This window comes from Phenylobacterium sp. (assembly GCF_044358365.1).
Classification (GTDB): domain Bacteria; phylum Pseudomonadota; class Alphaproteobacteria; order Caulobacterales; family Caulobacteraceae; genus Phenylobacterium.
On sequence record NZ_JBIKNZ010000006.1, the window covers coordinates 52,803 to 77,052 of the forward strand.

20 protein-coding genes are annotated in these 24,250 nt (G+C 64.9%); 12 read left to right on the forward strand and 8 right to left on the reverse strand.

What is annotated here, in order from left to right; genetic code table 11:
• Positions 1 to 81: 81 nt before the first annotated feature.
• Together ACIQ3B_RS03275 and ACIQ3B_RS03280 are read right to left on the reverse strand one after the other, a co-directional pair.
• Entirely contained in the window at positions 82 to 1,254 is a 1,173-nt protein-coding gene (locus ACIQ3B_RS03275) for an amidohydrolase family protein (RefSeq protein ID WP_397399889.1), read from the reverse strand.
• A gap of 145 nt (positions 1,255 to 1,399) precedes the next feature.
• A complete protein-coding gene (locus ACIQ3B_RS03280) occupies positions 1,400 to 2,254 on the reverse strand; it encodes an enoyl-CoA hydratase/isomerase family protein (protein ID WP_397399890.1) in 855 nt (284 codons plus the stop codon).
• Positions 2,255 to 2,402: 148 nt separating this feature from the next.
• On the opposite strand from ACIQ3B_RS03280, the gene ACIQ3B_RS03285 reads away from it, so the two are divergent.
• From ACIQ3B_RS03285 to ACIQ3B_RS03300, 4 genes are all read left to right on the forward strand, one after another.
• Entirely contained in the window at positions 2,403 to 2,777 is a 375-nt protein-coding gene (locus ACIQ3B_RS03285; protein WP_397399891.1) for a hypothetical protein, read from the forward strand.
• Between the two features lie 314 nt (positions 2,778 to 3,091).
• Complete coding sequence (locus tag ACIQ3B_RS03290; protein ID WP_397399892.1) at positions 3,092 to 3,664, forward strand: PEPxxWA-CTERM sorting domain-containing protein; 573 nt, start codon at positions 3,092 to 3,094, stop codon at positions 3,662 to 3,664.
• Positions 3,665 to 3,945: 281 nt separating this feature from the next.
• Positions 3,946 to 6,612: a TonB-dependent receptor gene (locus ACIQ3B_RS03295; protein WP_397399893.1), complete on the forward strand. Its 2,667-nt coding sequence runs from the start codon at positions 3,946 to 3,948 to the stop codon at positions 6,610 to 6,612.
• A gap of 145 nt (positions 6,613 to 6,757) precedes the next feature.
• Positions 6,758 to 7,177, forward strand: coding sequence for a MerR family DNA-binding transcriptional regulator (locus ACIQ3B_RS03300; protein WP_397399894.1), 420 nt, complete (start codon positions 6,758 to 6,760; stop codon positions 7,175 to 7,177).
• 26 nt (positions 7,178 to 7,203) lie between these two features.
• Here ACIQ3B_RS03300 and ACIQ3B_RS03305 read toward each other — a convergent pair whose 3' ends face one another.
• From ACIQ3B_RS03305 to ACIQ3B_RS03325, 5 genes are all read right to left on the reverse strand, one after another.
• Positions 7,204 to 8,862, reverse strand: coding sequence for an amidohydrolase family protein (locus ACIQ3B_RS03305; protein ID WP_397399895.1), 1,659 nt, complete (start codon positions 8,860 to 8,862; stop codon positions 7,204 to 7,206).
• Positions 8,862 to 9,074 (reverse strand): hypothetical protein, encoded by a 213-nt coding sequence (locus tag ACIQ3B_RS03310; protein WP_397399896.1) that lies wholly within the window; start codon positions 9,072 to 9,074, stop codon positions 8,862 to 8,864. The genes ACIQ3B_RS03305 and ACIQ3B_RS03310 overlap by 1 nt, the downstream gene beginning before the upstream one ends.
• A complete protein-coding gene (locus ACIQ3B_RS03315) occupies positions 9,071 to 9,277 on the reverse strand; it encodes a hypothetical protein (protein ID WP_397399897.1) in 207 nt (68 codons plus the stop codon). The genes ACIQ3B_RS03310 and ACIQ3B_RS03315 overlap by 4 nt, the downstream gene beginning before the upstream one ends.
• Positions 9,277 to 10,527 carry an acetyl-CoA C-acetyltransferase gene (locus ACIQ3B_RS03320; RefSeq protein ID WP_397399898.1) on the reverse strand — a complete coding sequence of 417 codons (1,251 nt, stop codon included), beginning with the start codon at positions 10,525 to 10,527 and terminating at the stop codon, positions 9,277 to 9,279. Before ACIQ3B_RS03320 ends, ACIQ3B_RS03315 begins: the two co-directional genes overlap by 1 nt.
• 125 nt (positions 10,528 to 10,652) lie before the next feature.
• A complete protein-coding gene (locus tag ACIQ3B_RS03325) occupies positions 10,653 to 11,453 on the reverse strand; it encodes an N-formylglutamate amidohydrolase (RefSeq protein ID WP_397399899.1) in 801 nt (266 codons plus the stop codon).
• Between ACIQ3B_RS03325 and ACIQ3B_RS03330 the strand changes: the two genes are divergently transcribed.
• The 7 genes from ACIQ3B_RS03330 to ftsA all read left to right on the forward strand — a co-directional run bounded on the left by ACIQ3B_RS03330 (position 11,453) and on the right by ftsA (position 20,013).
• The gene (locus ACIQ3B_RS03330; RefSeq protein ID WP_397399900.1) at positions 11,453 to 12,367 is read left to right on the forward strand and encodes a transglutaminase domain-containing protein; all 915 of its coding nucleotides are present in this window, start codon (positions 11,453 to 11,455) and stop codon (positions 12,365 to 12,367) included. The genes ACIQ3B_RS03325 and ACIQ3B_RS03330 overlap by 1 nt on opposite strands.
• 14 nt (positions 12,368 to 12,381) lie before the next feature.
• Complete coding sequence (locus ACIQ3B_RS03335; protein ID WP_397399901.1) at positions 12,382 to 13,185, forward strand: transglutaminase family protein; 804 nt, start codon at positions 12,382 to 12,384, stop codon at positions 13,183 to 13,185.
• Between the two features lie 133 nt (positions 13,186 to 13,318).
• Entirely contained in the window at positions 13,319 to 15,328 is a 2,010-nt protein-coding gene (locus ACIQ3B_RS03340; RefSeq protein WP_397399902.1) for a hypothetical protein, read from the forward strand.
• Positions 15,329 to 15,421: 93 nt separating this feature from the next.
• The gene (locus ACIQ3B_RS03345) at positions 15,422 to 16,753 is read left to right on the forward strand and encodes a SulP family inorganic anion transporter (RefSeq protein WP_397399903.1); all 1,332 of its coding nucleotides are present in this window, start codon (positions 15,422 to 15,424) and stop codon (positions 16,751 to 16,753) included.
• 58 nt (positions 16,754 to 16,811) lie between these two features.
• Positions 16,812 to 17,789, forward strand: a complete 978-nt coding sequence (locus ACIQ3B_RS03350; RefSeq protein ID WP_397399904.1) for a D-alanine--D-alanine ligase — start codon at positions 16,812 to 16,814, stop codon at positions 17,787 to 17,789.
• Positions 17,725 to 18,612, forward strand: a complete 888-nt coding sequence (locus ACIQ3B_RS03355) for a cell division protein FtsQ/DivIB (RefSeq protein ID WP_397399905.1) — start codon at positions 17,725 to 17,727, stop codon at positions 18,610 to 18,612. Before ACIQ3B_RS03350 ends, ACIQ3B_RS03355 begins: the two co-directional genes overlap by 65 nt.
• Before the next feature lie 18 nt (positions 18,613 to 18,630).
• Positions 18,631 to 20,013 carry a cell division protein FtsA gene (gene ftsA / locus ACIQ3B_RS03360; RefSeq protein WP_397399906.1) on the forward strand — a complete coding sequence of 461 codons (1,383 nt, stop codon included), beginning with the start codon at positions 18,631 to 18,633 and terminating at the stop codon, positions 20,011 to 20,013.
• A gap of 158 nt (positions 20,014 to 20,171) precedes the next feature.
• Here ftsA and ACIQ3B_RS03365 read toward each other — a convergent pair whose 3' ends face one another.
• Complete coding sequence (locus ACIQ3B_RS03365) at positions 20,172 to 21,173, reverse strand: phytase (protein WP_397399907.1); 1,002 nt, start codon at positions 21,171 to 21,173, stop codon at positions 20,172 to 20,174.
• 282 nt (positions 21,174 to 21,455) lie between these two features.
• Between ACIQ3B_RS03365 and ACIQ3B_RS03370 the strand changes: the two genes are divergently transcribed.
• Positions 21,456 to 24,218: a TonB-dependent receptor gene (locus tag ACIQ3B_RS03370; RefSeq protein WP_397399908.1), complete on the forward strand. Its 2,763-nt coding sequence runs from the start codon at positions 21,456 to 21,458 to the stop codon at positions 24,216 to 24,218.
• Positions 24,219 to 24,250: the final 32 nt, after the last annotated feature.

Below are 24,250 nucleotides of genomic sequence, written 5' to 3' on the forward strand. Positions count from 1 at the left end.
GCTCAACATCCTTTCGCGTATCTTACACTTCAGTCTTATGATTACACGCGCTGCCCTGAGGCTCCAGGCATCTCACGCCCCTCAGGCGTCGGCGAAGATCCGCTTGAAGTTGTCGGCGTAGAACTTGTCGCGCACGGCCACCGGCCGCTCGCCCAGCGACGCTTCGAACCGGCCGATCGGGTTTCGGCCGCCCTCGATATGCGGGTAGTCGCTGGAGAACAGGTAGAGGTCCGGGTTCGACTGGTCGATGAAGCTGCCGACCTCCTCGAAGACGAAGGGCGTGAAGGCCAGTTGCTGGGTGATCTGTTCCGACGGCGTGCGGCTCAGGCCCTGCAGGTTGGCGTCATTGCGGCTCCAGTGCTTCACCACCCAGTCCAGGCGCCGTAGCATTTCCGGCACCCACCCAGCGCCCAGTTCGACGGCAGCGCCGCGCAGGCCCTTGTGACGTTCCAGTACGCCGTCCAGCACCATCATGGTCAGGAACTGCTCCGGGCCCTCGTGCAGCAGGGCCACGTCCTTGGTCCGCAGGTTCTCGCCGCCGCCCAGCCAGTCTTTCGTGGGAGGGCGGCCATTGTTCATCCAGGCCTTGGCCAGCTGTAGCGGCGCGCCGCCGACGTGCAGCACAAACGGCGTGCCGGTCTCGGCCAGCCGGGCCCAGAACGGATCGAGGTCCACGTGGCCCGGCGCGCGCTCGCCACAAGGGCGGTGCGGGATCCAGGCCGCCTTCAGGCCGTTGGCCAGGGAAAACTCCAGCTCGGCCAGCGCCAGCTCAGGGTCGTCCAGGGGGATGGCGGCCACGCCCATCAGGCGTTTGTCGCTCTTGCAGAACTCGGCCATGTGCCGGTTGTGGGCGCGGGCTGCGCCGTAACGCAGGCGATGCTCCAGCTTCGAGCTGGGCGAGAACGGCATGCGCAGGCTGTGGGTGGCGAACACCAGCTGTTTCTTGAAGCCCAGCAGGTCCAGCGCGGTCGTGCGATCAGCGCTGTTGAAGGCGCCCAGCGCCTGGATTTCCTTGGATTTCTCGATCAGTTGCGGACCCATGGCGATCTGGGCGGCCACATGTTCGGGGCTGTGGCGCCCGCCCTGGTTCATGATCACCGCCACCTCTTCGTCGGTGACGATAGAGGCGGAATAGCTGACTTCCGGGATCTCGTCGCGCAGGGCCGGGTCGGCGAAGTCTTTCAGGAAGTTGGGCAACTCCATGATGTGACTGTCGGCGTCGTAATAGGCCCGGTTGGCCGGTGCGTAGGTCATGACGTTCTCCCGAATGGCCCGCGCGTTGGACCGGAGACCGTCCGGACCGCCCGTGGCGTTTGGCTGACTATGCGACGTCGGATTAAGCGAGTCACATGGGTTTGTGAGGTTCAGGCCGAAAGTCGCAGCCCCGAAATGCGTGCGCCTACTTCCCCTGATAGTTCGCTGGTCGCTTCTCCATGAACGCCTTCATACCCTCCAGGGCGTCCTCGGTCCGCAGCAGCGGCAGCAGTTGCAGGAACACGTGGTGGACATGCTCATCGAAGCCTTCCGACAGGCCCATGCGCATCAGGCGCTTTGAGGCCTGCACCGCCAGCGGCGCGTTGCCAGCGATCTCCAGCGCAAGGTCCCTCGCCACCTTGGCCACCTCAGCCTCTGGGACGGCGCGTGACGCCAGGCCCATATCGACGCATTCCTTCGCGCTCAGGGTGCGACCGGTGAAGATTATTTCGGCGGCTTTTGACCAACCCAGCAGACGCGGCAGGATCCAGGTGCCGCCGCTCTCCGGCACGATCCCGCGCTTGGTGAAGGCCGCCGCCATCTTCGCGGTGTCCGACATGATGCGGATGTCGCAACCGAGCGCCGTGTCCATGCCATAGCCCGCCGCCGAGCCGTTAAGGGCGCAAATGGTGGGCGTGCCAAGATTGAACAGCACCGTGGGCGGGGTCGAGCGCAGGTCGATGTCTGTCGACGTGGAAGCGCCCTGCAGGCCGGTGGAGCCGCTGGATGCGCCGCGCAGATCAAGGCCCGCGCAGAAGGCCTTGCCCTTGGCCGTCAGGATGATGCAGCGGACATCCTTGTCGCGGTCAGCTTTCAGCAATAGCTCGCCAAGCAACACCAACATCGGCCCGGAAATGGTGTTGAGCCGCTCGGGCCGGTTCAGCGTCAGTATCGCGATGTGATCGGAGACTTCATAGAGCACTTCCGGGCTGGCATCGGCGGCGACGGCGGCGACGGCGGTGATCGGCGCGGCGGCGCCGCTGTCTGCTGGGGCTGTCATGGCGGTTCCTCGTGTTTTTGCGCGTTGTTCGCAGGCTAATGCCGACTGGCCGGTGTTGGAAACGGGAATTGCGGGCTCTTGAGGCAACCATGACTGGCGCCGGGCCACCCGATGCGGAACAGTGGCGCAGTGCAGGGGAAGAATGGCCATGGAATTCGTCGTCGCGCAGTTCAAATGGATCATGCTGGCGGTAGGGCTGATCACTCTCACAATGCTGCAGGCCGCCTTTGCGCCGCGCGCCGCCTTGCGTGGACTGCTCGGTGAAGAACCCCACGGGCAGCTGGGCCTCATGCTGACCCGCAATTGGGGGGTCCTGGTGGCGCTTACGGGCGCTATGCTGATCTGGGGGGCCTTCCATCCCGAGGCGCGGCCATTGATCCTGCTCGTGGCGGGAGCGAGCAAGCTGGCGTTCATCAGCCTGGTTCTTGGAAATGCAGCCTACCGTCGGAAAGCCATCGTTCCTCTGATCATCGATGGCGCCTTGGTGGTCCTGTTCGCGATCTACCTGGCCTCAATGCTGTAGAATTCCCGAGCGGGCGGCCTCCGGAACACCACCTGACGGCGTGCGGACGCCCTTTTCGTCACGGTCAAGCTCTACCAATGGGAGAATTTCGTTGCGACCAAACTTACCTATGGCTGAAACTTCGTCAGCGACGGGTATCGCCATGTGAGCGGGGAATTCATGGCTCCAAAGGTACGATGACGATGCATTTCAGGATCTTGTTTGCCAGGATTGCGGCGCTGTCGCGTGCGGCCCGCAGCGCTTCCGCTGAACCCTGACGTGCAATTTACCTCGCCTTACGGGGGAATTCGGTCGCGAACTGCGGGGAGCCTGCTATGCTATTGCCAAATCGACGCCTTGCCCGACTGCCCAACCGGATCCTTTTGATGTTTTCAGCCGCCAAGACCCTGCCGTTGGTCCTCGCTACGGTCGGCGCCCTGTTTTTCGCCTCGGCCGCCCAGGCCGAGAGCTTTGTCCTGGCGCTCCCGGATTTCGGCGCTTCGCCCTCCACATTTGTGACTCCCTCCGAGTTGCCGACGTTCGAGCCCTTTGTCCACGTGGCCGGCGAGGAGCAAGGGCTGCTGTCGCTCACCTCTTACACCGCCGGACAGGCTGAAATTCCCGCTTACGCGGGCCGGGCCGAGATGTCATCGCTGCCGTCGCCAGCGACCTGGGCCATGATGTTGGCGGGATTTGGCATGGCCGGCGCGATGCTGCGTCGCGGTCAGCTCTATCGCCTGGTCGAACATTCCGCCAATGGCGATATCCAAACCGAGGATTTCCACGCCCCGGACGACAAGTGCGCCATAGAGCGCGCGCTCAGCGTGGCCGAGGGCGTTCGCCTGGAACTCTGGCGGGGCGACGAACTCGTACAGCGGATGGACTCGCCGGCTAAGGGGGCGGGCTGATCGACGGAATTCCCGCCGCCCGGCGTTGAAACCCTTATCAAGCGTCGGTCTCGCAAGGTTCGGACGCGCGGGGTTGCGTCTGTACGGACATGCCGACATGGTTTCGTGACCGATCCGACAAAACCCTGCCCTCTTTCGGACGCGGGCCGCCCCTAGCCACAAAGGGTGCGCGGCGCTCCGGCTCGATACGGACGGCGGCGGGTTTGCAACGGGAGCTGACGATTTTCCGAAAGACCAATCCAGCGGCGACGTGGCGATGCGCCCTGTTGATCTCATGCCTGATGGCGTCGACCGCCCCGGCGGCCCTGGCGCAACCGGCATTGACCACGCGCGTTGCGCCTGACACCGACACCACAGTGGCCGAACTGGTGATCACCGCCGCCGCCGCTCAGTCCGGGGCGGTGATAGGCGACGTCGTCCCGGAGCTTCAGCTCGATCCGGCGGACATCCAGGCCTATGGCGTCAGCACCATGGCCGAGTTGCTGGGCCAGCTTTCGGCCCAGACGCGCAGCGAGCGGGGGCGCGGCGGCGCCCCGGTGATCCTGTTGAATGGCCGTCGAATCTCAGGCTTTGCCGAGATCCGCGACCTGCCCACTGAAGCGATCCTTCGCGTGGATATTCTGCCTGAAGAGGCGGCGCTCAAATACGGCTTTGCGGCCAGCCAACGCGTCGTGAACTTTGTGCTCAAGCCGGAGTTCCGCGCCACGACGGCAGAGTTGTCCGGCGGCGCGCCGACGGCGGGCGGACGGGTTTCCGGTCAAGCCGAACTTGGCTTCTTCAATATCAAGAATGACCGGCGCTTCAATGTCGACCTGAAGGTCGAGAGTAGCACTGCGCTGACAGAGGATGAACGCAATCTGGCGCCGTTGATCACGGGTCGGGCCTTTGACCTGACAGGCAATGTATCAGGCGCCGGCGGAGAGATTGACCCCGCACTTAGCCGACTGGCCGGGCGCACGGTGACGCTGGCGGGGGTTCCCGCCACAGCCGCTTTGCGTTCCCCGACCCTGACGGACTTTGTGGCGACGGCAGGAACGCCCAATGTCACCAATACCGGCCGTTTCCGCACACTGTTGCCCGCTACCGATCAGGTGACCGCCAATGTTGTCTATAGCCGCCCTGTCGTCGGCGGCGTTGTGGCGACATTGAATGCGACGGTTGAGGCAACCCGGAGTGAAAGCCTGCTGGGGCTTCCGGGGATCAGCCTGCTGATCCCTGCCGGCCATCCTGCCTCGCCATTCAGCACGCCGGTGATCCTGGACCGCTACACGGTCGCGCTTGGTCCGCTTGCCCAATCGCGGGACAGCTGGAGCGGGCGGCTGGGCGGCGGCCTCAATCGCGACCTGGCCAACTGGCGACTGTCGCTGACCGGCGCCTACGAGCATCAGGACACCCGCACCGACAGCGATGCCGGGATCAATGCCCTGGCGCTTCAGGCCCTCGTCACCGCGCGTGCGCCGGGCTTCAACCCTTTCGGCGCGTTGCCAGCGGACCAGTTGTCGTTTCGCGAGAACGCGACGCGGTCGAAGTCGGACAATGCCGAGATCCAGGGCCTGGCCAGCGGCCGGCTCTTCAACGTTCCGGCCGGCGCGGTGCGGACCAGCCTGCGTCTTGGCGCCGAACGGATCGCGTTCAGCTCCACCTCCGAGCGCCTTGGCTTGGCCCAGAGCGTGGACCTGTCGCGCAACGCCTTTACAGGCCAGGTCAATCTGGATGTGCCGCTGGCCAGTCGCCGCACAGGATTCCTTTCGGGTCTGGGTGAACTTTCGGCCAACGGCAATCTGGCGCTTGAGGATCTGTCCGACGCCGGGTCCTTGCTTACCGTCGGCTACGGCCTGAACTGGCGGCCGATCAACACATTCAGCCTGATCCTCTCAGCCAGTCATGACGAAGACGCCGCGACCATCCAGCAACTGGGCAATCCGCTGGTGTTGACCCCGGGCGTGAGGATTTTTGACTTCGCGACGGGTCGTACGGTGGATGTCACCCGCCTCAGTGGCGGAAACGCGGGCCTGAACAGCGAAACCGCCGACACCCTCAAGATCGGCCTCAACTACAGTCCCTTCACCAAGCGTGACCTGGTATTCAGCGCCAACTATGTCGACACGCGCACCGACAACCCCATCGTCACCTTCCCCGCTGCAACAGCCGATATCGAGGCGGCCTTCCCGGGGCGTTTTCAGCGCGACGCCGCCGGAACCCTTTTACAGGTCGACTATCGCCCGGTGAATTTCGCACGCCAGGATCGGCGCAACCTGCGCTGGGGCTTCAACTACAGCCAGCCAGTAGGACCCCAGCCTGTGGCGCCGCGAGGCCGTCCGGGCGGATCGGGCCGACCAGGAGGCGGACCACCGGGCGGCATGCCCGGCGGTGGTCCGCCGTCGTTCGCCGCCGGGGGACCACCGCCCAGCGCGTTCGGTGGCGGCGGCAGCCCGCGCGGAGGGCCGGGCGGGACCGGCGGACGGTTGCAGGCCAGCGTCTACCATACCGTGGTTCTGGAAGACCGCTATCTGGTCAGGCACGGCGGACCTGTTCTCGACCGGCTGAATGGCGCCGCGGCCGATGGTTCGGGCGGAGGGCAGTCGCGTCATGAGGTCGAGGCCGAACTGGGGGTCTCGGCCAAGGGGCTGGGCGCGCGGTTCACGGCCAACTGGAAGAGTGGCACCTCCGTGGACGCCGGCCCTGGCTCGCCCACCGGCAGCCTTCGATTCTCGGACCTGACCAGGATCAATCTCCGACTGTTCGCCGATCTGGATCAACAGAAGCCACTGATCGCCAGGGCGCCCTGGCTCAAGGGCTCGCGCGTCTCGTTGTCGCTGAACAACCTGTTTGACGAGCGGATCAAGGTCCGTGACGCCACCGGGGCGACCCCCATCGGCTATCAGCCCGCCAACCTCGATCCGGTAGGCCGCACGATCCGTTTCAGCTTCCGAAAGTTGTTCCTCTGAGCGGAAAATGACGTTGACGGGTGGCATCATCGCGCCGCCGCGCTATCTTGATGGTCAGGGCTGCCTGTGAGTAGCGGTGGCTCCAATGAAATCCGCACGACATCACGGTCTGTCATATGGTCGGGCCGTGTGAAGGGAAACGCCGATGACCATGCTGACGAACCTCCGCCGGCCGCCGTACCGGACCTATTCGATCACCCAGCTCTGCCGCGAGTTCGGCGCCACGCCGCGCGCCTTGCGCTTCTATGAGGAGCAGGGGCTGCTGACGCCGGGTCGGCGCGATCTGGCGCGAGTGTACTCCTACAAGGACCGCGCCCGGCTGCAATTGATCCTCCGTGGGCGGCGGGTCGGACTTTCGATCGCCGAGATCCGCGACATACTCGACCTGTACGAAGAGAAGGGCGAGGCTGTTCAGAGCGCCCAGGCGCTTCGCGTGTTCCGCCAGCGGATCGAGCAGCTGGAAGCACAACGTCAGGAAGTGGAAGACGCCATCCTGACGCTCAAAGCCGCTGCAGGTCGCCTGGCCCGCCAACATCCCGACGCAGCCCAGATGGTCGAAGCCTGAGGGCCGAAGGCGAACTCCGGTTCGCCCTATACGCAGATTACGCCGGCGCGGGCGTCTGAATAGGCGCCGGCGGCATAGGCGACCTGGCCATTGACCAGGACCGTGTCGATGCCTGTGGCGGCGCGAACATAGCGCATGCCGTCACCGGGCATGTCGAAAGCGGGACGTTCCTCGCCGCGGCCGATGGTGGCGGCATCGAAGATCACAATGTCGGCGGCCTTGCCGGTTTCGAGACGGCCGCGATCCTTCAGACCCCAGATGTCGGCGGTTTCGGCTGTTATCTTGGCGACCGCCCGCTCAAGGCTGAGCGCGCCGGATTTGCGGACGAACTCGCTGAACAGATAGCCGGTGTCGCCGTAGGTCGAGAATGAGGCCAGATGGGCCCCGCCGTCGCTGGCCCCGATGTGCACCAGGGGATGCGCCAGCATCGGGCCGATGCGTTCGGTGACCTCATGGCCTGCGTTGGCGTTGAGGAAGGCCACATCCAGTCCGTGCTCGAGCGATAGGTTGATGAGCGCAAGCGCGGGGGCCTCGCCGCGGTCACGCGCGATGTCCGAAAGCGTGCGACCTGTCAGCTCACCGGGTGCGCCATCGCCGCCCCGCACCACCAATCGGCCCATCATTCGCTCGCCGCCATCGGGACCGAGGTCGGCGACCATTTTTTCGACCGTATCGGGATCGCGAAGCGCGGCCATTCGCTGTTCCAGCGGCTGACGCAGAATCCGCACCCAGCGGGGCAGGCGGGCGAAGAACAGGCTGGGACGCAGGAGGCTGAAGCTTATGTCGATGGGCCGGGTCTGCATCTGCGGCCAGACACGGGCGCCGCGCGCGAACTGTTCCTCCACCCGGGCCATAGTGCGGGCCACGTTCTCGGGTGTCGCAGTCGAGTCGAACACCGGCGAGAAGGTAGTGGGTATGTTGTGCTTCAGGCTGAGTTCGGCCAACTGGTCGATGCGGGCGATGGTGATGTCGATGGCGTAGAATTCCGGCACGATCTGTAGCATTCGGCCATACTCGCCAAGGACAGCGGAGAGCGCATCCAACTCCTCGAACTGGGCGAAGCGGCTGGGCACCGGGCGGCCGTTTTCGTCCACGTCGACAAAGCTGGTCGAGAGCCCTACCGCGCCGGCGTCTAAGCATTCGCGGAGCATCACCTGCATGGCCGCGATCTCGTGGGCGGTCGCGGCGCGTTCCTGGGCATCGGCGCCCATGACCCACAGGCGAATTACGCTATGGCCCACCAATGGGGCGACATTGATAGACAGGCTCTTTTCGATCGCAGCGCGATAGCCAGCGAAATCTTCCCAGGTCCAGTCGAACGCCTCGGTAAACGCCGCTGGCGGCATCTCCTCGATCTGCTGGAACATGCCGATCACCCGCTGGCGGTCAGCGGCGCGAAGCGGGGCGAGGGAGAGTGAACAGTTGCCTGGAACCACGCATGTTATGCCGTGCTCAAGGGCGGGTTTGGCGGCGCCGTCCCACAGAAGTTGGACGTCAAAGTGAGTGTGAGGGTCGATGAAGCCCGGGGCGACGACACGACCTTCCGCCTCGACGAACCGGTGAGCCCCACCCTCGATCCGGCCAACAGCGGCGATCTTGCCGTCCTGGATAGCGACATCGCCGAGATAGCCCGGGCCGCCTGAGCCATCCACCACCAGACCGCCGCGAACAATGACGTCGTACATCAAAGACCCTCCACGATCCGGCGCCAGGACTGGCCGGTCAGTTCATCCACGTGGGTCGCCCCACAGGTCTTCATCAATTCAAGGCCGGTCGCCTCGTCGAGCACCACCGGGCCTTCGGCGCCGTTGGGATGACGCAACCGGACCAGCAGTTCCGCCGAGCCATCGTGACCGGCGACGATCTGGGCGCCGATGATCACGGCTTCCGACGTCATCCGAGCGGCGGCTCGACGAAGACGACGTCGGACCCCAGCAACAGGCCGGGCGGCCTGCGCATGGCGAAAATGTGCAGGTTCCAGCTTCGGATGGCGTCGACCGCCGCGCCTTGATCCTGATCGGGCAGGGCGCGGGCGGCGATCTCTTCCAAGGTCTCGCCCGGCCCCGGGGTAACGAACCGGCGCTGGAGCGAGAGGGTCATCAGAGCATCTCGACGATGATGGCGGGCGCCATGCCGCCGGCGGCGCACATGGTGACCAGACCACGCTTCAGGCCACGCCTCTCAAGTTCATCGACGATGGTGCCGATCAGCATGGAGCCGGTGGCGCCGATCGGATGACCCAGCGCCATGGCGCCGCCGTTCACGTTGACCTTCTCGCGATCGAGCTTGAGGTCGCGGATGAACTTCTCGGCCACGACCGCGAAGGCTTCGTTGATTTCCCACAGGTCGATGTCGTCGGGGGTGAGACCAGCCTTCTTCAGCACTTTCAGCGCTGCCGGCACCGGGGCGTTGAGCATCAGGGTCGGGCTGTCACCCATATTGGCCATTGCGACCACGCGGGCGCGGGGCTTCAGGCCGTTCTTCTTGGCGTAGTCGCCAGACGCCAGCAGCACCACACCGGACCCGTCCACGACGCCCGAGGAGTTTCCGGCATGGTGGAAGTGCTTGATCTTCAGGTCGGGATACACCTGGTTGATCAGGCCGGCGAAGGTGGTGCCCCTGGCGTCGAGTGGCACATTGGCCATGGCCTCGAAGGAGGCCTTTAGCGCAGCAAGACCTTCCTTGGTGGTCTGGGGACGCGGGAATTCCTCGTGGTCGAGCGCGAGCGTGCCGTCATCGTGGTAGACCGGGATCAGTGCGCGGTCGAAGTGGCCATTGCGGATGGCGTAGTCGGCGCGTTGCTGGCTGACCAGGGCCAGGTCGTCCAGCGCCTCGCGGCTGATCCCTTCGAGCGTGGCGATGGCGTCGGCGCAGATGCCCTGGTGCGATTGCGGATGCTGGGCGCGCAGGTGCAGGTTGCCTGAATCCATCAGCATCGGACCGGCTTCCGGATCGGGCTTGGGGGCGCTGGAGGCCGTGTAGGACATCATCTCGCAACCGCCGGCGATGACCAGGTCTTCCATGCCCGACATGATCTGCGCGGCGGCCAGGTTGACCGCCGTGATGCCGGAGCCGCAGTAGCGGTCGAGCGTCACGCCGCTGGCCTTGATGTTGTAGCCGGCGTCAAGGGCAGCCATCCGGCCCATGTCGCCGCCCTGCTTGTCACGCTGGGAGGACGTCCCCCAGATGATGTCGTCAACATCGGCGGTGTCGAGGCTGTTGCGTTCGGCCAGAGCCTTCAGGACGGCGGCGCCAAGACGCTGTGGGTGCAGGTCAGCCAGGGCGCCTTTGCCCACCTTGCCGATACCGCGCGGGGTGCGGCAGGAATCGATGATGTAGGCTTCGGTCATGATGTTTCCTCGTGAGTGGCGTAGCCGTCGTTATGCGTAGCCATCATCCCGGCCCTAGCGTCAGTCAACAGCTGAGCGCACTCTGTGCTGAGGGTCGCCTCGCCGAGCGCTCAGGCAGGAGCAGCTCAGATCATCCCGTCCTTCAGAGCCGCCGGCAGCAAACGAACCAGAAGATCGGCGACTGACTGCTGACCGGCTGCGTCTGCGATCAGGTCCTGGCGCACCTCGAGCTCCAGATAGTCGAGCCCGCGTGCAATGGCGTGATGTGGGACCGTGAAATCAACGTCATCCATTCGGTAGGGCTCATTGTCGCCGACCTGAAGTTCGTCTGGCTCGGTGCGCAGCCGCGCCAGAACGGCGTTCGAGTAGTTGCTGGCTCCGAGATGCAGAACACCAAAGCGCCATGGACGGGCAAAGCCCTGCATTGTCGGGGTGAAGGAGTGCAGGGCGACAACAATCGTTGACTGCGCTTGCGCCGCGCGGGCGTCCAGCTCCTCGGTGATGCGGGCGTGATAGGGCGCGAATACCTGAGAGATCCTGGCCTCGCGTTCGGCGGCCGTCAGCGCTTGGTTGGCGGGAACAATCGTCCCGTCGCTCATCCCGGGGATTGAATCGGCGCGTGCTGGGTCACGGTTGCAGTCGATCACCAGGCGGGAGAAGCGCTGGGCGATGAACGTCGCGTCCAGGGCGACGCTCAGGCGTTCTCCCAATCCGGCCACGCCAATGTCCCAGGCGATGTGTCGGCTGAGCGCGGGTTCTCGAAGACCCAATCGGCGCAGCCGCGGCGGAATGACGCGGCCGGCATGATCTCCCAGCAGCAGAAATGGCGATGAGGCGCCTGAGTTCGTAATAATTGCAGCGTCACCTTGAGGATTATCGCGGTGCTGCTTGGACCTGGTATCGGAATCGACGGAGCTTCGCTGCAATGCCTGTTGTCTCCATTCGTCACCTGACTACCTATCGTTACCGCACACCGGTTGCGTTCGGCGAGCATCGCGTGATGTACCGGCCTCTGGAGAGCTTCGATCAGCGCGTTCTATCGGCTGAGCTGACAGTGGGGCCGGAGCCCTCACTTCTGAGCCACGTTCACGAGGTCAGCGGCGCTGGCGTGGCGGTCGTTCGTTTTGACGCGCGTGCAGACCGGCTGAGCTTCGAGAGCCAGGTCACTGTCGACCACCGGCTGCGTCCAGCGTTTGATCTGGAAAGTGAGCGTTCGATGATCGGGGCGGCCCGGTTCGCCTACGAACTGGACGAGGCCACTGACCTGGCGCTCTCTGTCGCCCGTCGACACCCCGACAACGGTGAGGTCGAGGCCTGGGCGCGGGGATTTGTTCGACCTTCCGGCGGAACGCGCCTGTCCATGGTGCTGTCGGATATGACCCATGCCATCCGCGAGACCTTTGCCTATGCCCTGCGCATGGATGGTCCGCCGCAGACGCCTGTTGACACCCTGGCGAGGCGAGCGGGCGCCTGTCGCGATTTTGCCGTCCTGCTGGTCGAGGCGGCCCGTAGTCTTGGCTTGGCCGCCCGATTCACCTCCGGCTACGTCTATTCGGGCGCCACAAGGGCGGGGCGCACCGGCGGCGGGCACGCCCACGCCTGGGCGCGCGTCTACCTGCCCGACTGCGGTTGGGTGGACTTCGATCCGACCAATGGACTTGTCGGCAATCAGGATCTGGTCCGTGTGGCCGAGGTGATTGATCCCCGTGCGGCGCTGCCGCTGTACGGATCCTGGTCCGGCCTCAAATCCGACTTTCTGGGCATGGATGTAGAGGTTGACGTTGCGATGGTCCCCACGATGCAACCCGCTGCGCATTCGAGAGTTGCGCACGGGCAATAGCCCAGGGGAGTCAAATGCGGATCCGGTGCGGATACGAGATCACATACGAATGCCCGGCGCCTACGCCGATGCTATTGATGCTCAATGTCCGGCCTGAGCGGATTTCAGACCTCGAAACGCCCGACATTATCTTGAGCGATCCCTCGATCGATCTCACCCAGTACCGCGACCAGTTCGGAAACCTGTGCAGCCGGATCCTGGCTCCACAGGGTCGTTTTATCCTCAGGTCCGACTTCATCGTGCGTGATACCGGCCTGCCTGATCCGACGTTTCCGGAGGCCTCGCAGACACCGGTCGACCAGCTTCCCGATGAGGTCATCGTCTTTCTGCTGGGCTCACGCTACTGCGAGACTCAGGAGTTGAGCGATATTGCCTGGCGGCTTTTCGCCGATGTGCCGCCGGGCTGGGCGCGGGCGCAGGCCATCGTGGCCTACGCGCATGAGCGCATCACGTTCGGCTATGCCCACGCCAGGCCCACCAAGACGGCCACCCAGGCGCATGAGGAGCAACTTGGCGTGTGCCGTGACTATGCCCACCTGGCCATCACCCTGTGCAGGTGCATGAACATCCCGGCCCGCTATTGCACGGGTTACATGGGCGACATCGGCATACCGGTAGATGGCGTGATGGACTTCAGCGCCTGGATGGAGGTTTACCTCGGCGGCGCCTGGCGGACCATGGACGCGCGCCACAACAAGCCTCGGATCGGACGGGTGATGATGGGGATCGGCCGTGACGCCACCGATGTTGCGATGATCACCAATTTCGGCCCGGCGACGCTCATCGGCTTCAAGGTTGTCGCAGACGAGCTCCTGTAGCTGTCACCAGTCGGGGTGATTGGATGATTTGCGGCCTCGATCGACCGAAACATTAGCGAAATGTAGTTGAGTCATCATTCGGAACGAAACTCTGCGATGGCGGTGTGCCGTCGGCCGACTTGAGGAAACTTTCATGAGCGCAGTTCGCTTTGGCGTTATTGGCCTGCTGGCCTCCACCGCCCTGATCGCCGGTTGCTCCACGGATAGTGCACCGCAGGCCATGAGCGCGGCCAATGCCGTCAATGTGGTGGCGACGGCCCAGGCCAGTGTCGAAAACTTCATGCTGGTTGACGCCAACCTCGAGGCCCATGAACTGTTCCGCATGACGCTGGCTCCGGCGGTGGTGCTGATCACCCAGGCCAACGGAGACGCGGCGATCCAGAAACTGGCGCCGAGCGTCAACGCCATGGCTGCTGCCTACGGCGCCAAGGGCGTCGAGGTCCTGATGCTCAACTCCAACCTCAAGGATAGCCGCGAGGCCATCCTGACCGAGGCGCAGAAGGTCGGTTTCAAGGCTCCGATCCTGATGGACGTGAACCAGTTGGTGGGCGGAAGCCTGGGCGTGACACGCTCGGCCGAAGCCTATGTGATCGACCCCAAGACCTGGACCGTGGTCTATCGCGGCGCGGTTTCAGGGGCGGCGGCGGCGGTGGATGCGCTGATGGCCGGCAAGCCGGTTCCAGCGGCGAAGATGGCCGGCAATGGCGCGGTCATCGCCTTCCCGGACCGCGGGATGGCTGCGAGAATCTCGTACGTGAAGGATGTGGCGCCGATCCTCGAGGCCAAGTGCGTCGCCTGTCACCAGGAAGGCGGCATCGGCCCGTTTGCCATGAACAACTATGCGATGGTGAAAGGCTTCTCGCCGATGATCCGCGAGGTGATCCGCACCGATCGTATGCCGCCCTACAATGCCGATCCGCACGTGGGCAAGTTCTCGGACGACCGCAATCTCTCGGCCAATGAGATCAAAACCCTGGTTCACTGGATTGAAGCCGGTGCGCCGCGCGGCGAGGGCGAGGATCCGTTGGGCAAGGTGCAGCACGTGGCTGCTGAATGGCCGCTGGGCAAGCCGGACCTGGTGCTCGACATCCCGGCTTACAAGGTCCCGGCCTCCGGGGTAGTGGACTACCAGCGCCCGTTCACGCCCAACAGTCTGACGGAGGGCCGCTGGATCCGCGCCTCTACCGTCAAGCCGGGTGACCGCCAGGCGGTGCACCATATCCTGACGGGCTGGATGAAGGACGTACCCGCCGCCGGTCAGAATTCGTCTGAAACGCGCTGGCGCGGGTCGGTGGGCGGCTATGCGGTTGGCGCGGAGTCCAATGTCTTCTCCGAAGAGGTCGGCACCTATCTGCCGGCCGGGGGGGCCGTGGGCTACCAGATGCACTATACGCCTTATGGCAAGGAGACTGTCGATAAGTCGCAAATCGGTGTGTACTTCCGGGACACGGTTCCGAAGTACATCATGCGGGGCGTGGTGGTGATCGATACAACTCTCGAGATTGCCCCCAATACAGCGCGCCACAAGGAAGTGGCCTACGTAGAATTCCCCAAGGATGCGCTGCTGTACTCGGCGTTCCCGCACGCCCACTACCGCGCCTATTCAAATGACCTCTGGCTGCAGACGCCGGATGGCAAGAAGACGCTGCTGCTCAGCATGCCGCGGTATGATTTCAACTGGCAGCGGTCTTACACGTTCGCCCAGCCGGTGAAGATCCCGGCCGGCTCGCGGCTGATCGCCAACTATATCTATGACAACTCCAAGGCCAACCCGTCGAACCCGGATCCCAGCATCAAGGTGACCTGGGGCGAGCAGAGCCACGAGGAAATGCTGTTCACCTCGCTCAGCTTCCGCTGGATGGACGAGACGGCGGTGGAGCAGATCGATTCAGAGGCCCGTTTCGCCCAGACCCGGCTGCTGGGAATGATGGACGACAACATCGACGGCAAACTGCAGAAGACCGAACTGCGGGGCCGGATGGGCGCGATGATCAGCGGCGCCTTCGCCATGCTCGACAAGAACGGCGACCAGTCTCTGGACCGGGCTGAACTGGTGGCGGCCCAGGCGATGATGGGGCGTCGCCGCGGCACGCAGGCCACCACCACGGACGGCCCGTCTGCCTCGACACCCTTCGGCAGCTAAGGCGCGAAGCCGGGGCCGCCTTCCGCCCGGATGACGGCGCACTGAGAGGTCGCGCTGACGGCGTGCCGTCGTCAGCCACTTTCAGGCCGTGAATTGACGCCGATCAATGCCGTCAACTCGCGTGCGGCCCACAGTCTGGCGATGTCGGATGGAACCGCGTCGGCCCACCGCTATTTGCCCAAGCTCGTGACGACGCTCGCCGCCGGATACAGCCCGGATACGCTACGTCGCGACGCCATGGCCGGCCTCACGGTCGCCATTCTGGCCTTGCCACTCTCAATGGCCATCGCCGTCGCCTCCGGCGTGTCGCCCGACCGCGGCATCTATACCGCCATCATCGGCGGCTTCCTCGTGTCAGCGCTCGGGGGCAGCCGATACCAGATCGGCGGTCCTGCGGGGGCCTTCATCGTGCTCGTCGCCGCCACTGTGGCGCGGTTCGGGATTGACGGCCTTGTCCTGGCGGTCCTGCTGTCCGGGGTCATGCTGACGTTGATCGGCGCGTTACGGTTGGGCGCGCTTATCCGCTACATCCCGCACGCCGTGGCGGTGGGGTTCACGAGCGGCATCGGGGTGACCATCCTGGCCAGCCAGCTGAAGGATCTGGCCGGCCTGAAACTTCGAGACACAGAGCCCGGCCCGATCCTGCCAAAGCTGGCGGCGCTGGCGCAGGCGCTGCCGACCTTCAGTCCCGTAGCCCTGGCGCTGGGCGCCGGCACGGCCGTGGTCATCCTGGGCCTGCGACGCTTTCGGCCGGGATGGCCAGGGATGCTGGTTGCGGTCATCGGGGCCACCCTTGTGGCGAGCCTGCTACATCTTCCTGTGGAAACCATCGGCAGCCGGTTCGGCGGTATCCCCCACGGCCTTCCTGCGCCGCAACTGCCGGCGATAAGTCTTGAGCGGTTGGTGGCCCTGCTTCCGACCGCGCTGTCATTCACCTTGCTTGGCGGCCTGGAAAGCCTGCTTTCGGCCAAGGTGGCGGACGGCATGACGGGGCGCGTCCACCGGTCCAACATGGAGCTGGTGGCCCAGGGCATCGCCAATGTGGCCTCGGCGCTGTTTGGCGGCATCAGCGTGACCGGCACTATCGCCCGTACTGCCACCAACATCCGGGCGGGCGCACAGACCCCGGTCGCCGGGATGCTGCATGCGGTGTTTCTGCTCGTCTTCATGATCATTGCCGCGCCACTGGCCAGCTATGTGCCGTTGACCGCCCTGGCCGGCCTCCTGGTGGTCGTGGCGTGGAACATGGTCGAGAGGCGCGAGTTCGCCAGCCTCATGACCCAGTGGCGCGCGGCCATCGTCCTCCTGGCGACCTTTGGCCTGACGCTGCTGGTCGACCTGACAGCCGGGATCATGGTCGGGTGCGGCCTTGCGGCGCTTTTCTGGGGGATTGCCAGGCTGCGTTCGAAAATCACGCGCCCTTGACCGGGCCTGCAGCTTTCGCCACCGCGGAGTGCATATTCCGCCGCCAATTGAGTCGCCCATGACCGCACCCCTTTCCGGCCACCATGTCGCCGTCCTTCTGGGCGGGCTTTCCTCCGAGCGCGAGGTGAGCCTGGTGTCCGGCCGCGAATGCGCCGACGCGCTGGAACGACTGGGCGCGAAGGTCAGTCGCGTGGACGCGGGGCGGGATCTGGCCCAGGTGCTGGCCCGGCTGAAGCCTGACGTCTGCTTCAACGCCCTGCATGGTGCGTGGGGCGAGGACGGCTGCGTGCAGGGCGTCCTGGAAACGCTTGGGCTGCCCTATACCCATTGCGGCGTCCTGGCCTCGGCCCTGGCCATGGACAAGGCCAGGTCCAAGGCGGTGCTGGCGGCAGCCGGCGTGGTGGTGCCCGGTGGCGGACTGTTCAATCGCTTTGATGTGGCGGCCGCCCATGTGATGCCGCCGCCCTATGTCGTGAAGCCGAATGCGGAGGGATCCTCGGTCGGGGTCTTCCTGGTGTTCGAGGGCGCCAACAGCCCGCCGCAGGAGGTGATTGCGCCATCGTGGACCTTCGGCGAGGCGGTGATCGTGGAGCCCTACATCCGCGGCCTGGAACTGGCGGTCGGTGTGATGGACGGCAAGGCGATGACCGTAACCGAAATAATCCCGGCGACAGGATTTTATGACTACGACGCCAAGTATTCCGAAGGCGGTTCGGAGCACGTTGTGCCTGCAAGAATTCCACCTCAGGTATTTGAAAACGCAAAGAGACTTTCCGAGATGGCCCATGCCGCGCTGGGCTGTCGCGGGGTGACCCGGTCCGACCTGCGTTATGATGATGTTAACGACGTTTTGGTCCTATTGGAGGTCAACACCCAGCCGGGGATGACGCCCACCTCGCTCGTACCTGAGCAGGCGGCGGCGGGCGGGGTGGATTTCGACCGACTGGTGCTTTGGATCACGGAGGACGCTTATGCCCGCGGTAGTGCGGGGGGGATCGCGAGTCACGGCGAAACCTCGGGCCAAGGCGCCCGCTAGTCCGACCCGGCGCCCAACGGCGAAGGCGGAGGGGAGTCGCGCCAGCCTGACCCCCAAACATATTCTGATGATTGCCGCCGGCGTCCTGACGGTGACCCTGGTTGTGACCCTGGCGACCGGGGGCCGCGGCCAACTGATCGCGGACGGCGTGGCATCGGGCGTTGACCACAGCATTGGCGATGCCGGGTTTCGGCTGGCAGCGGTTCAGGTGAAAGGCGCCTCCCGGCTGGCGACCCCGGACATTCTGTCGGCTGCCGGCATCCACAAGGACCAACCGCTGATGGGGCTCGACCTCGCGGCGGTGAAGGGCCGGATCGAAGCGGTAGGTTGGGTCAAGGAAGCCCAGGTCTCGCGGGTGTTGCCCGACACCCTGCTGATCTCGGTGCAGGAGCGTCGCCAACTGGCGGTCTGGCAACACAAGGGCCGCAGCGTCGTGATTGACGACGAGGGCAAGACGATCCCGGAGGCGGATCCCGCTCGCTTCTCAGGCCTGCCGTTGGTGGTCGGCGAGGGCGGTGACACCCATGCCGGCGAGATCCTTCCTCTGCTTGCGCAACGCCCGCAACTTATGTCGCGGCTTGAGGCCCTGGTAAGGGTGGATGACCGCCGCTGGGACCTTCGCCTGAAGGACGGCGCCCTGATCCAGCTGCCGTCGATCGACGAGGAGCGTGCGCTGGGCCGTCTCGAGCGGCTGGAACAGCGCACGAGAGTGCTGGCGCTGGGCTTCGAGCGCATTGATCTTCGCAACCCCGATACGGTGGCCGTTCGGCCGCGCGCCTCCCAAACCCTCGCGCCCACCACGCCGCCTGTCGATGGCGTGTAAGGATCAAGTGACCGACCCATGTTGAAAGCCGCGCCCCGCCCGCAAGACGCCCGGACCACCGAGGGCCAGAAGGACGCCCGGCGGGTCGGGCCGCTGAAGGATAATCGCGACGGCCTGAAAGCGGCGCTGGCGCCACCCAAGGTGATCGCCGCCGTGGATCTCGGGGCTACCAAGGTTACCTGCTTCATCATGAAGCCCGAAGGTGTGCACAAGGGCGACCGCACGCTCAGCACCTGTGGCGTGGGCTATGTGCAGTCGCGCGGCATTCGCGGCGGTTCGATTGTCAATCTGGATGAGGCCTCGGCTGCCATCGCCCAGGCGGTGGAGCGGGCCGAAAATCTGGCCGGCGTCAATGTTCAGGGCGTTACCATCGCCACAGCCGGCGGCGCGCTGACCTCCACCCGGGTGACGGGGCGGGTCTCCATCGGCGCCCGGCCCATCGCCGACAACGACCTGGTTCGCGCCATCAGCAACGCCCTGGCCCAGATCAAGCTTCCCGGTCGCCGGGCGATCCACATCCTGCCGATGGCCTGGGCCGTGGACGGGCAGGGCGGGGTGCGTGACCCCCGCGCTATGTTCGGCAAGACCCTGGGCGTTGAACTGCTGGTGGTTTCGGTGGCCGAGACGGTCTTCAACACCCTGGGCGCCTGCGTTGAACGCGCCCACCTGCAGCTGGACGGCGTGGTCGCTGCTCCCTTCGTCTCCGCGCTGGCGGCGCTGGAGGAAGACGAGATGGATCTGGGCTCGGTCTGCATAGACATGGGCGGCGGCTCCACCTCCGCCTCGGTGTTTCGTGGTGGCAGTCTGGTGCATGTGGAGACCGTGCCGGTGGGCGGTCAGCATGTGACGCAGGATATCGCCCGTGGTCTCTCAACCTCCATCGTCGGCGCCGAACGGATCAAGACCCTGCATGGCTCGGCCATCGCTTCGGCCAACGAGGATCGCGAGATGATCGAAGCGCCCCCGCGCGGCGATGATCCCGGCGCCGGACCCGTCGTGGCGCCGCGCAGCCTGTTGAAAGGCATCATCGCGCCGCGCGTGGAAGAGACGCTGGAGTTGCTGCGTGATCGCCTGAAAGCCGCCGGCGCGCCCATAGAGCCGGGCGCGGGCCTGGTTCTGACCGGCGGCGCCAGCCAACTGGCCGGCGTGCGGGAAGTGGCTGTGCGGGTGTTTGACCGCCCGGTCCGGCTTGGTCGCCCACGCCGGGTGCCGCATCTGGCCGACGCCGCCTCCGGCCCCGCCTTCACCGCCTGCGCCGGTATCCTCCACCGCTCGGCCTTTGGCCCCCGCGAAGCGGTGTCGACCAAGCAGCTGTCATCCACGAAGCTTCCCCGCGCACCGCTCGACCCCCGCGCCAATCCGGTGGCGAAGGCGGCGGCCTGGTTGAGGGACAATCTGTAGGGTTCGGCTTAGTTTACAGTCACTGGTTTCAACAACACCCCGCGACAATGCCTGGACTTCCGCACCCCAGTTGAGGTCTTCTCCGAGCACCTGTTGCACTTCAAACGAGAATCCACCTCCCGGCGTTCGCCGGGATGAGCGGTAGTGGGTGCAGGCCCCTACAGCCCCAGCGCCTTCTTCACCTCACGCCAGTCGACCAGTTTGAAGTTCTGGCGTGCGCCGGTTGCGCCGTCGTCGACATCGTCCTGCATGACCACGAGGCCTTGCGGGAAGGCGCCGACCTGGCCGCCGAGGGCAGCGACGCCGTCGGTGCCGGTGACGGCGTCGATCCCGCCGTTGGCCACCACGCTGAAGCGACCCCTGTAGGCCGGCGACGCGCCATCCACCTGCCAGACCGCGAAGGCGGAGTCGCCCTGGCTGGAGGCGATCAGGTATGTCGCTGCGCCGTCATCGATCAGAGCCAGACCTTCCACGTCGGGCGCCAGCTGGGCTGAAGGCGCCTGAGCGATCAGTTCGCCGGCTGACGGAACGGATCCGATGTCGAAACGCCAGACGCCGCGTCCTTCCTCGCCCAGATAAAGTCGGCCGCGGGCGTCATCGACCACGCAGCCTTCCGGCTGGGTCGGCACGGCAAAGCGGCGCTCTTCCTTGGCGAGGGGCCTGCCGCTCGCGCCAGCGCTCACCTGTAGCTGACGCACCTGGCCGTCGGTGCCGTTGACGATCATCAGGAAGGTGTCGCCCCGCCGGGCGAGGCAAAGACCGTAGGGTTCGACCAGGTCGACAGGAACCGCGCCCCAGAACGAGAGCTTCAGCGTTGCGGTGTCCAGCAGGAACAGCGCCGCACCTGCGCCGCGCCGTCCGCGATCCGACGCGGCAACCAGCACGCGGGGCCCGGCGGCGGTCGGGAAGCCTTCGCGGATATCGACATTGTTGGGCAGACCGCCGGGTACATACTGCGTCTGGCGGCCCGCCAGATCGTAGACATAGAGGCCGGCCTTCTTGTCGGTGCCGATGATGACGCCGCGGGCGCGGTCTGCCGGATCTACCCAGATCGCCGGGTCGTCGGCTGCGTCCAGCACCTTCGTGCCCACCGAGGGCGTCTCGGCGGCGGCGATCACCGGGGTCCCGACGCCTACGGTCATGACGGCTGAATCCGACATCGCTTCAGGGCCTGTCGCGGCGCAACCGGACACCAGAACCAGTCCCAGAAGAAGTGCGGCTGAAGAGCTTAGCGATGAGTATAGTTGATGCATAAGATCTGATTCCCACATCTCTCAGCTGATTTGAAAATCGGATCAGCCGACCGGAGCGCAATGTCAATCTGTGGCTCGTGGATCACATGATTTTCTCCTCTGGGCGGTTCTTGAGGACGTGATGAAAATGTCGCTGAACTGTCAAACTAGATGGCTAAGCCGGCTCCAACCAATTTGGGGGTACAAAAGATGTTCAGGATCACTTCGCGCACGGCTTTGATGGCGGGCGTAGCCATGGCCTCCGCACTTTCAGCGCAATCGGCGATGGCGCAGGCTGGGGCCGAGGCGCCTGGCACCGTTGACGAGCTGGTCATTACGGGCCGACCCATAGCGGAATCCCAGGCCGCCGCGCTGCAGATCCAGAAAGAGTCGCCCTCGCTGGTCAGCGTGATCGCCGCCGACGCGGTGGGCCGCCTGCCTGACCAGAACATCGCCTTCGCCATCGGCCGCCTTCCGGGCGTCGCCGTCGAGCGTGACCAGGGCCAGGCCCGCTACGTCAACCTGCGCGGATCCAAAAAGAACTGGACGACAATCTCTTTCGACGGCCTGACCATCGTCAGCCCTGAAGGCCGGGACTCGCGCCTGGACAACATCCCCTCGGCGCTGGCTAGCCAGATCATCGTCACCAAGGCGGTGACCCCGGACATGCCCGGCGAGACCATCGCTGGCAACGTCGACGTGAAAACCCGCAGCGCCTTTGACCGATCCGGCCTGTTCGTCGCCGGCAAGGCCGCGCTGGGCTATGTGGAACTGGGCGGCGGCGAGGAATCGGACGTGTCGCTGACCGTGTCCAACCGGTTCCTGGATGGCCGTCTTGGCGTTCTGGCGCTGGGCTCCTTCTATCACCGCAACATGGTCACCGATAACTGGGAGACCGACCCCTACCAGACCGCCGGCAACGGTCGCGACGCGCGACCCGGTAATGAAAGCCGCCGCTGGGCGCGGGAATTCGAGAACAAGCCCTATCGCCTGACGCGCCAGAACATCGGCGGCGTATTCAAGGTGGAATACGAGTTCGACGATAACAACAAGGTCGATTTCAGCTCCATCTATACATCGTACATCGACGAAGAACTGCGTAACAACTACATCTTCCGGATGGACAACGGCGCGACCACCACCGCCGCTACCGCCTGTCCGGCCGTTGCCGCGCCTCAGACCACAAGCGGCTTCGCCGACATCTGCAACGGCAATACCCCGCAGAAGGGCACGGTCTACGGCGCGCAAATCACGTCCAATTTCAACTCGCTGGAAACCGCGGAGTACACCTGGACCAACACCGTCGGCGGTGAGCATCTGTGGAGCGACTGGAACGTCAAGTGGAAGCTCAACTACACCCAGGCCGAAGACGGCCAGGATGCCCCGGCCAGGTCCAATTTCGCGAGCCCCTCGACCATCGCCGACCGGCCGACCGTCGACTATGACTTCACTGATCCCAACAACAACATCGTAAAGCTGTTCCGCACGGTGGTGACGGGAACGGGCTCCTCTGCGGTGCGATCCAAGGGCGCGGCGGTTCAATCCATCGACGCTTTCCTGGCCCCCGCGGTCTCCATCTCCACCACGGACGGCGGTGATCCGACCTTCGCCTACACCGCCAAGTTCGACGTCGAGCGCGAGTTCGAGATGTTCGGATCGCCCTTCAAGCTGAAGTTCGGCGGCCTGTTCGGTTCGCGCACGAAGAAGCACGAGGAGACGCTCTACTCGGCGACGATCGCCCAGATCACGGCTGCCGGGCAGACCTTCAACTACGACCAGATCCGCAACCTCAAGCCCTTCCAGGGCGAACTGGTGATGGGCTACGACTTCAACTACTTCTCGAAGGACGCCGTCGACAAGCGCGCCAACGACCTGTTGAAGGCCGGGGTCCTGGTCCGCCAGAACACCAACGCCAACTTCTTCCGCGTGCAGGAAGAAATCCTGGCGGGTTACGCGATGGGCACCTGGACCCAGGACTGGGGCAACATCGTCGCGGGCGCCCGGATCGAGCGCGTGAAGAACACCGGCACGGCCTTCGGCGGCGTAGGCACGGCCAACACCCTGGTGACGGCGTCCAATGACCAGGTGCTGGTGTTCCCCAGCGCCCACATCAACTGGAACCTGAACGACGAGATGAAGGTCCGCGTCGGCTTCACGACCGGCGCGGCGCGGCCGGACTTCGACGAACTGCGGCCCAATCTGGTGGCCAATGAGAGCACCCAGACCATCTCGGGCGGCAATCCCGACGCCAAGCCAGAGCGGGCCTACGGCGTTGACGCCTACTATGAGTGGTACATGGCCTCGGGCGGCTATCTGTCGCTTGGCGTCTATTACAAGGACATCAAGGACGCGCTGTTCAGCCAATCCGGCGTCTTCGGCCGCGATACCCTGAATTTCGGCGGCGTGGACCGGTCCGGCTACACGCTCAGCACCCTGCGCAACGGCGGCAAGGGCCACATCCTCGGCGTCGAGGCGGCTATCGCCCAGTCGATCGAACCGTTCCTGGAAGACAGCAACCTGCCCGACTGGGTGAAAGGCTTCGGCGTCCAGGCCAACATCACCCTGAACGACTCCGAGTTCAACGTTCCCAGCGTGGGCGGTGTGCCGGAGCGCAAGATCCCCGTGATCGGCGCCTCGGACACGGCCTACAACGTCTCGGTCTACTACGAGCGTTACGGTCTCTCGGCGCGGTTGGCCTATCAGTACCGCACCCCCTGGGGTCAGTTTGTGGGCGACTATCAGGTGCTCAACGGCAAGACCGTCCCGGTCACCAACGGCGACGTCTATTGGGACAGCGACGAGGAACTGGATTTCTCGGTCCGCTATCGCGTGAACGACAACTTCGAGGTGACCTTCGACGCGGTCAACCTGACCAATGACCGGGGTCGTCGCTATGGCGACGTGTCGGCCAATCCGATCGAGTTCGAGAAGTTTGGCCGCCGCTTCATTGCCGGGGTGAATTTCACCTTCTAGATCACGGGCGTCCCGTTGGGGCGCAGGGTCAA

Bases quoted from the DNA above. Each gene is read 5' to 3' on its own strand.
- ACIQ3B_RS03275 (WP_397399889.1), bottom strand. From the start codon at position 1,254: ATGACCTACGCACCGGCCAACCGGGCCTATTACGACGCCGACAGTCAC.
- ACIQ3B_RS03280 (WP_397399890.1), bottom strand. From the start codon at position 2,254: ATGACAGCCCCAGCAGACAGCGGCGCCGCCGCGCCGATCACCGCCGTC.
- ACIQ3B_RS03285 (WP_397399891.1), top strand. From the start codon at position 2,403: ATGGAATTCGTCGTCGCGCAGTTCAAATGGATCATGCTGGCGGTAGGG.
- ACIQ3B_RS03290 (WP_397399892.1), top strand. From the start codon at position 3,092: ATGCTATTGCCAAATCGACGCCTTGCCCGACTGCCCAACCGGATCCTT.
- ACIQ3B_RS03295 (WP_397399893.1), top strand. From the start codon at position 3,946: ATGGCGTCGACCGCCCCGGCGGCCCTGGCGCAACCGGCATTGACCACG.
- ACIQ3B_RS03300 (WP_397399894.1), top strand. From the start codon at position 6,758: ATGACCATGCTGACGAACCTCCGCCGGCCGCCGTACCGGACCTATTCG.
- ACIQ3B_RS03305 (WP_397399895.1), bottom strand. From the start codon at position 8,862: ATGTACGACGTCATTGTTCGCGGCGGTCTGGTGGTGGATGGCTCAGGC.
- ACIQ3B_RS03310 (WP_397399896.1), bottom strand. From the start codon at position 9,074: ATGACGTCGGAAGCCGTGATCATCGGCGCCCAGATCGTCGCCGGTCAC.
- ACIQ3B_RS03315 (WP_397399897.1), bottom strand. From the start codon at position 9,277: ATGACCCTCTCGCTCCAGCGCCGGTTCGTTACCCCGGGGCCGGGCGAG.
- ACIQ3B_RS03320 (WP_397399898.1), bottom strand. From the start codon at position 10,527: ATGACCGAAGCCTACATCATCGATTCCTGCCGCACCCCGCGCGGTATC.
- ACIQ3B_RS03330 (WP_397399900.1), top strand. From the start codon at position 11,453: ATGCCTGTTGTCTCCATTCGTCACCTGACTACCTATCGTTACCGCACA.
- ACIQ3B_RS03335 (WP_397399901.1), top strand. From the start codon at position 12,382: ATGCGGATCCGGTGCGGATACGAGATCACATACGAATGCCCGGCGCCT.
- ACIQ3B_RS03340 (WP_397399902.1), top strand. From the start codon at position 13,319: ATGAGCGCAGTTCGCTTTGGCGTTATTGGCCTGCTGGCCTCCACCGCC.
- ACIQ3B_RS03350 (WP_397399904.1), top strand. From the start codon at position 16,812: ATGACCGCACCCCTTTCCGGCCACCATGTCGCCGTCCTTCTGGGCGGG.
- ACIQ3B_RS03355 (WP_397399905.1), top strand. From the start codon at position 17,725: ATGCCCGCGGTAGTGCGGGGGGGATCGCGAGTCACGGCGAAACCTCGG.
- ftsA (WP_397399906.1), top strand. From the start codon at position 18,631: ATGTTGAAAGCCGCGCCCCGCCCGCAAGACGCCCGGACCACCGAGGGC.
- ACIQ3B_RS03365 (WP_397399907.1), bottom strand. From the start codon at position 21,173: ATGTCGGATTCAGCCGTCATGACCGTAGGCGTCGGGACCCCGGTGATC.
- ACIQ3B_RS03370 (WP_397399908.1), top strand. From the start codon at position 21,456: ATGTTCAGGATCACTTCGCGCACGGCTTTGATGGCGGGCGTAGCCATG.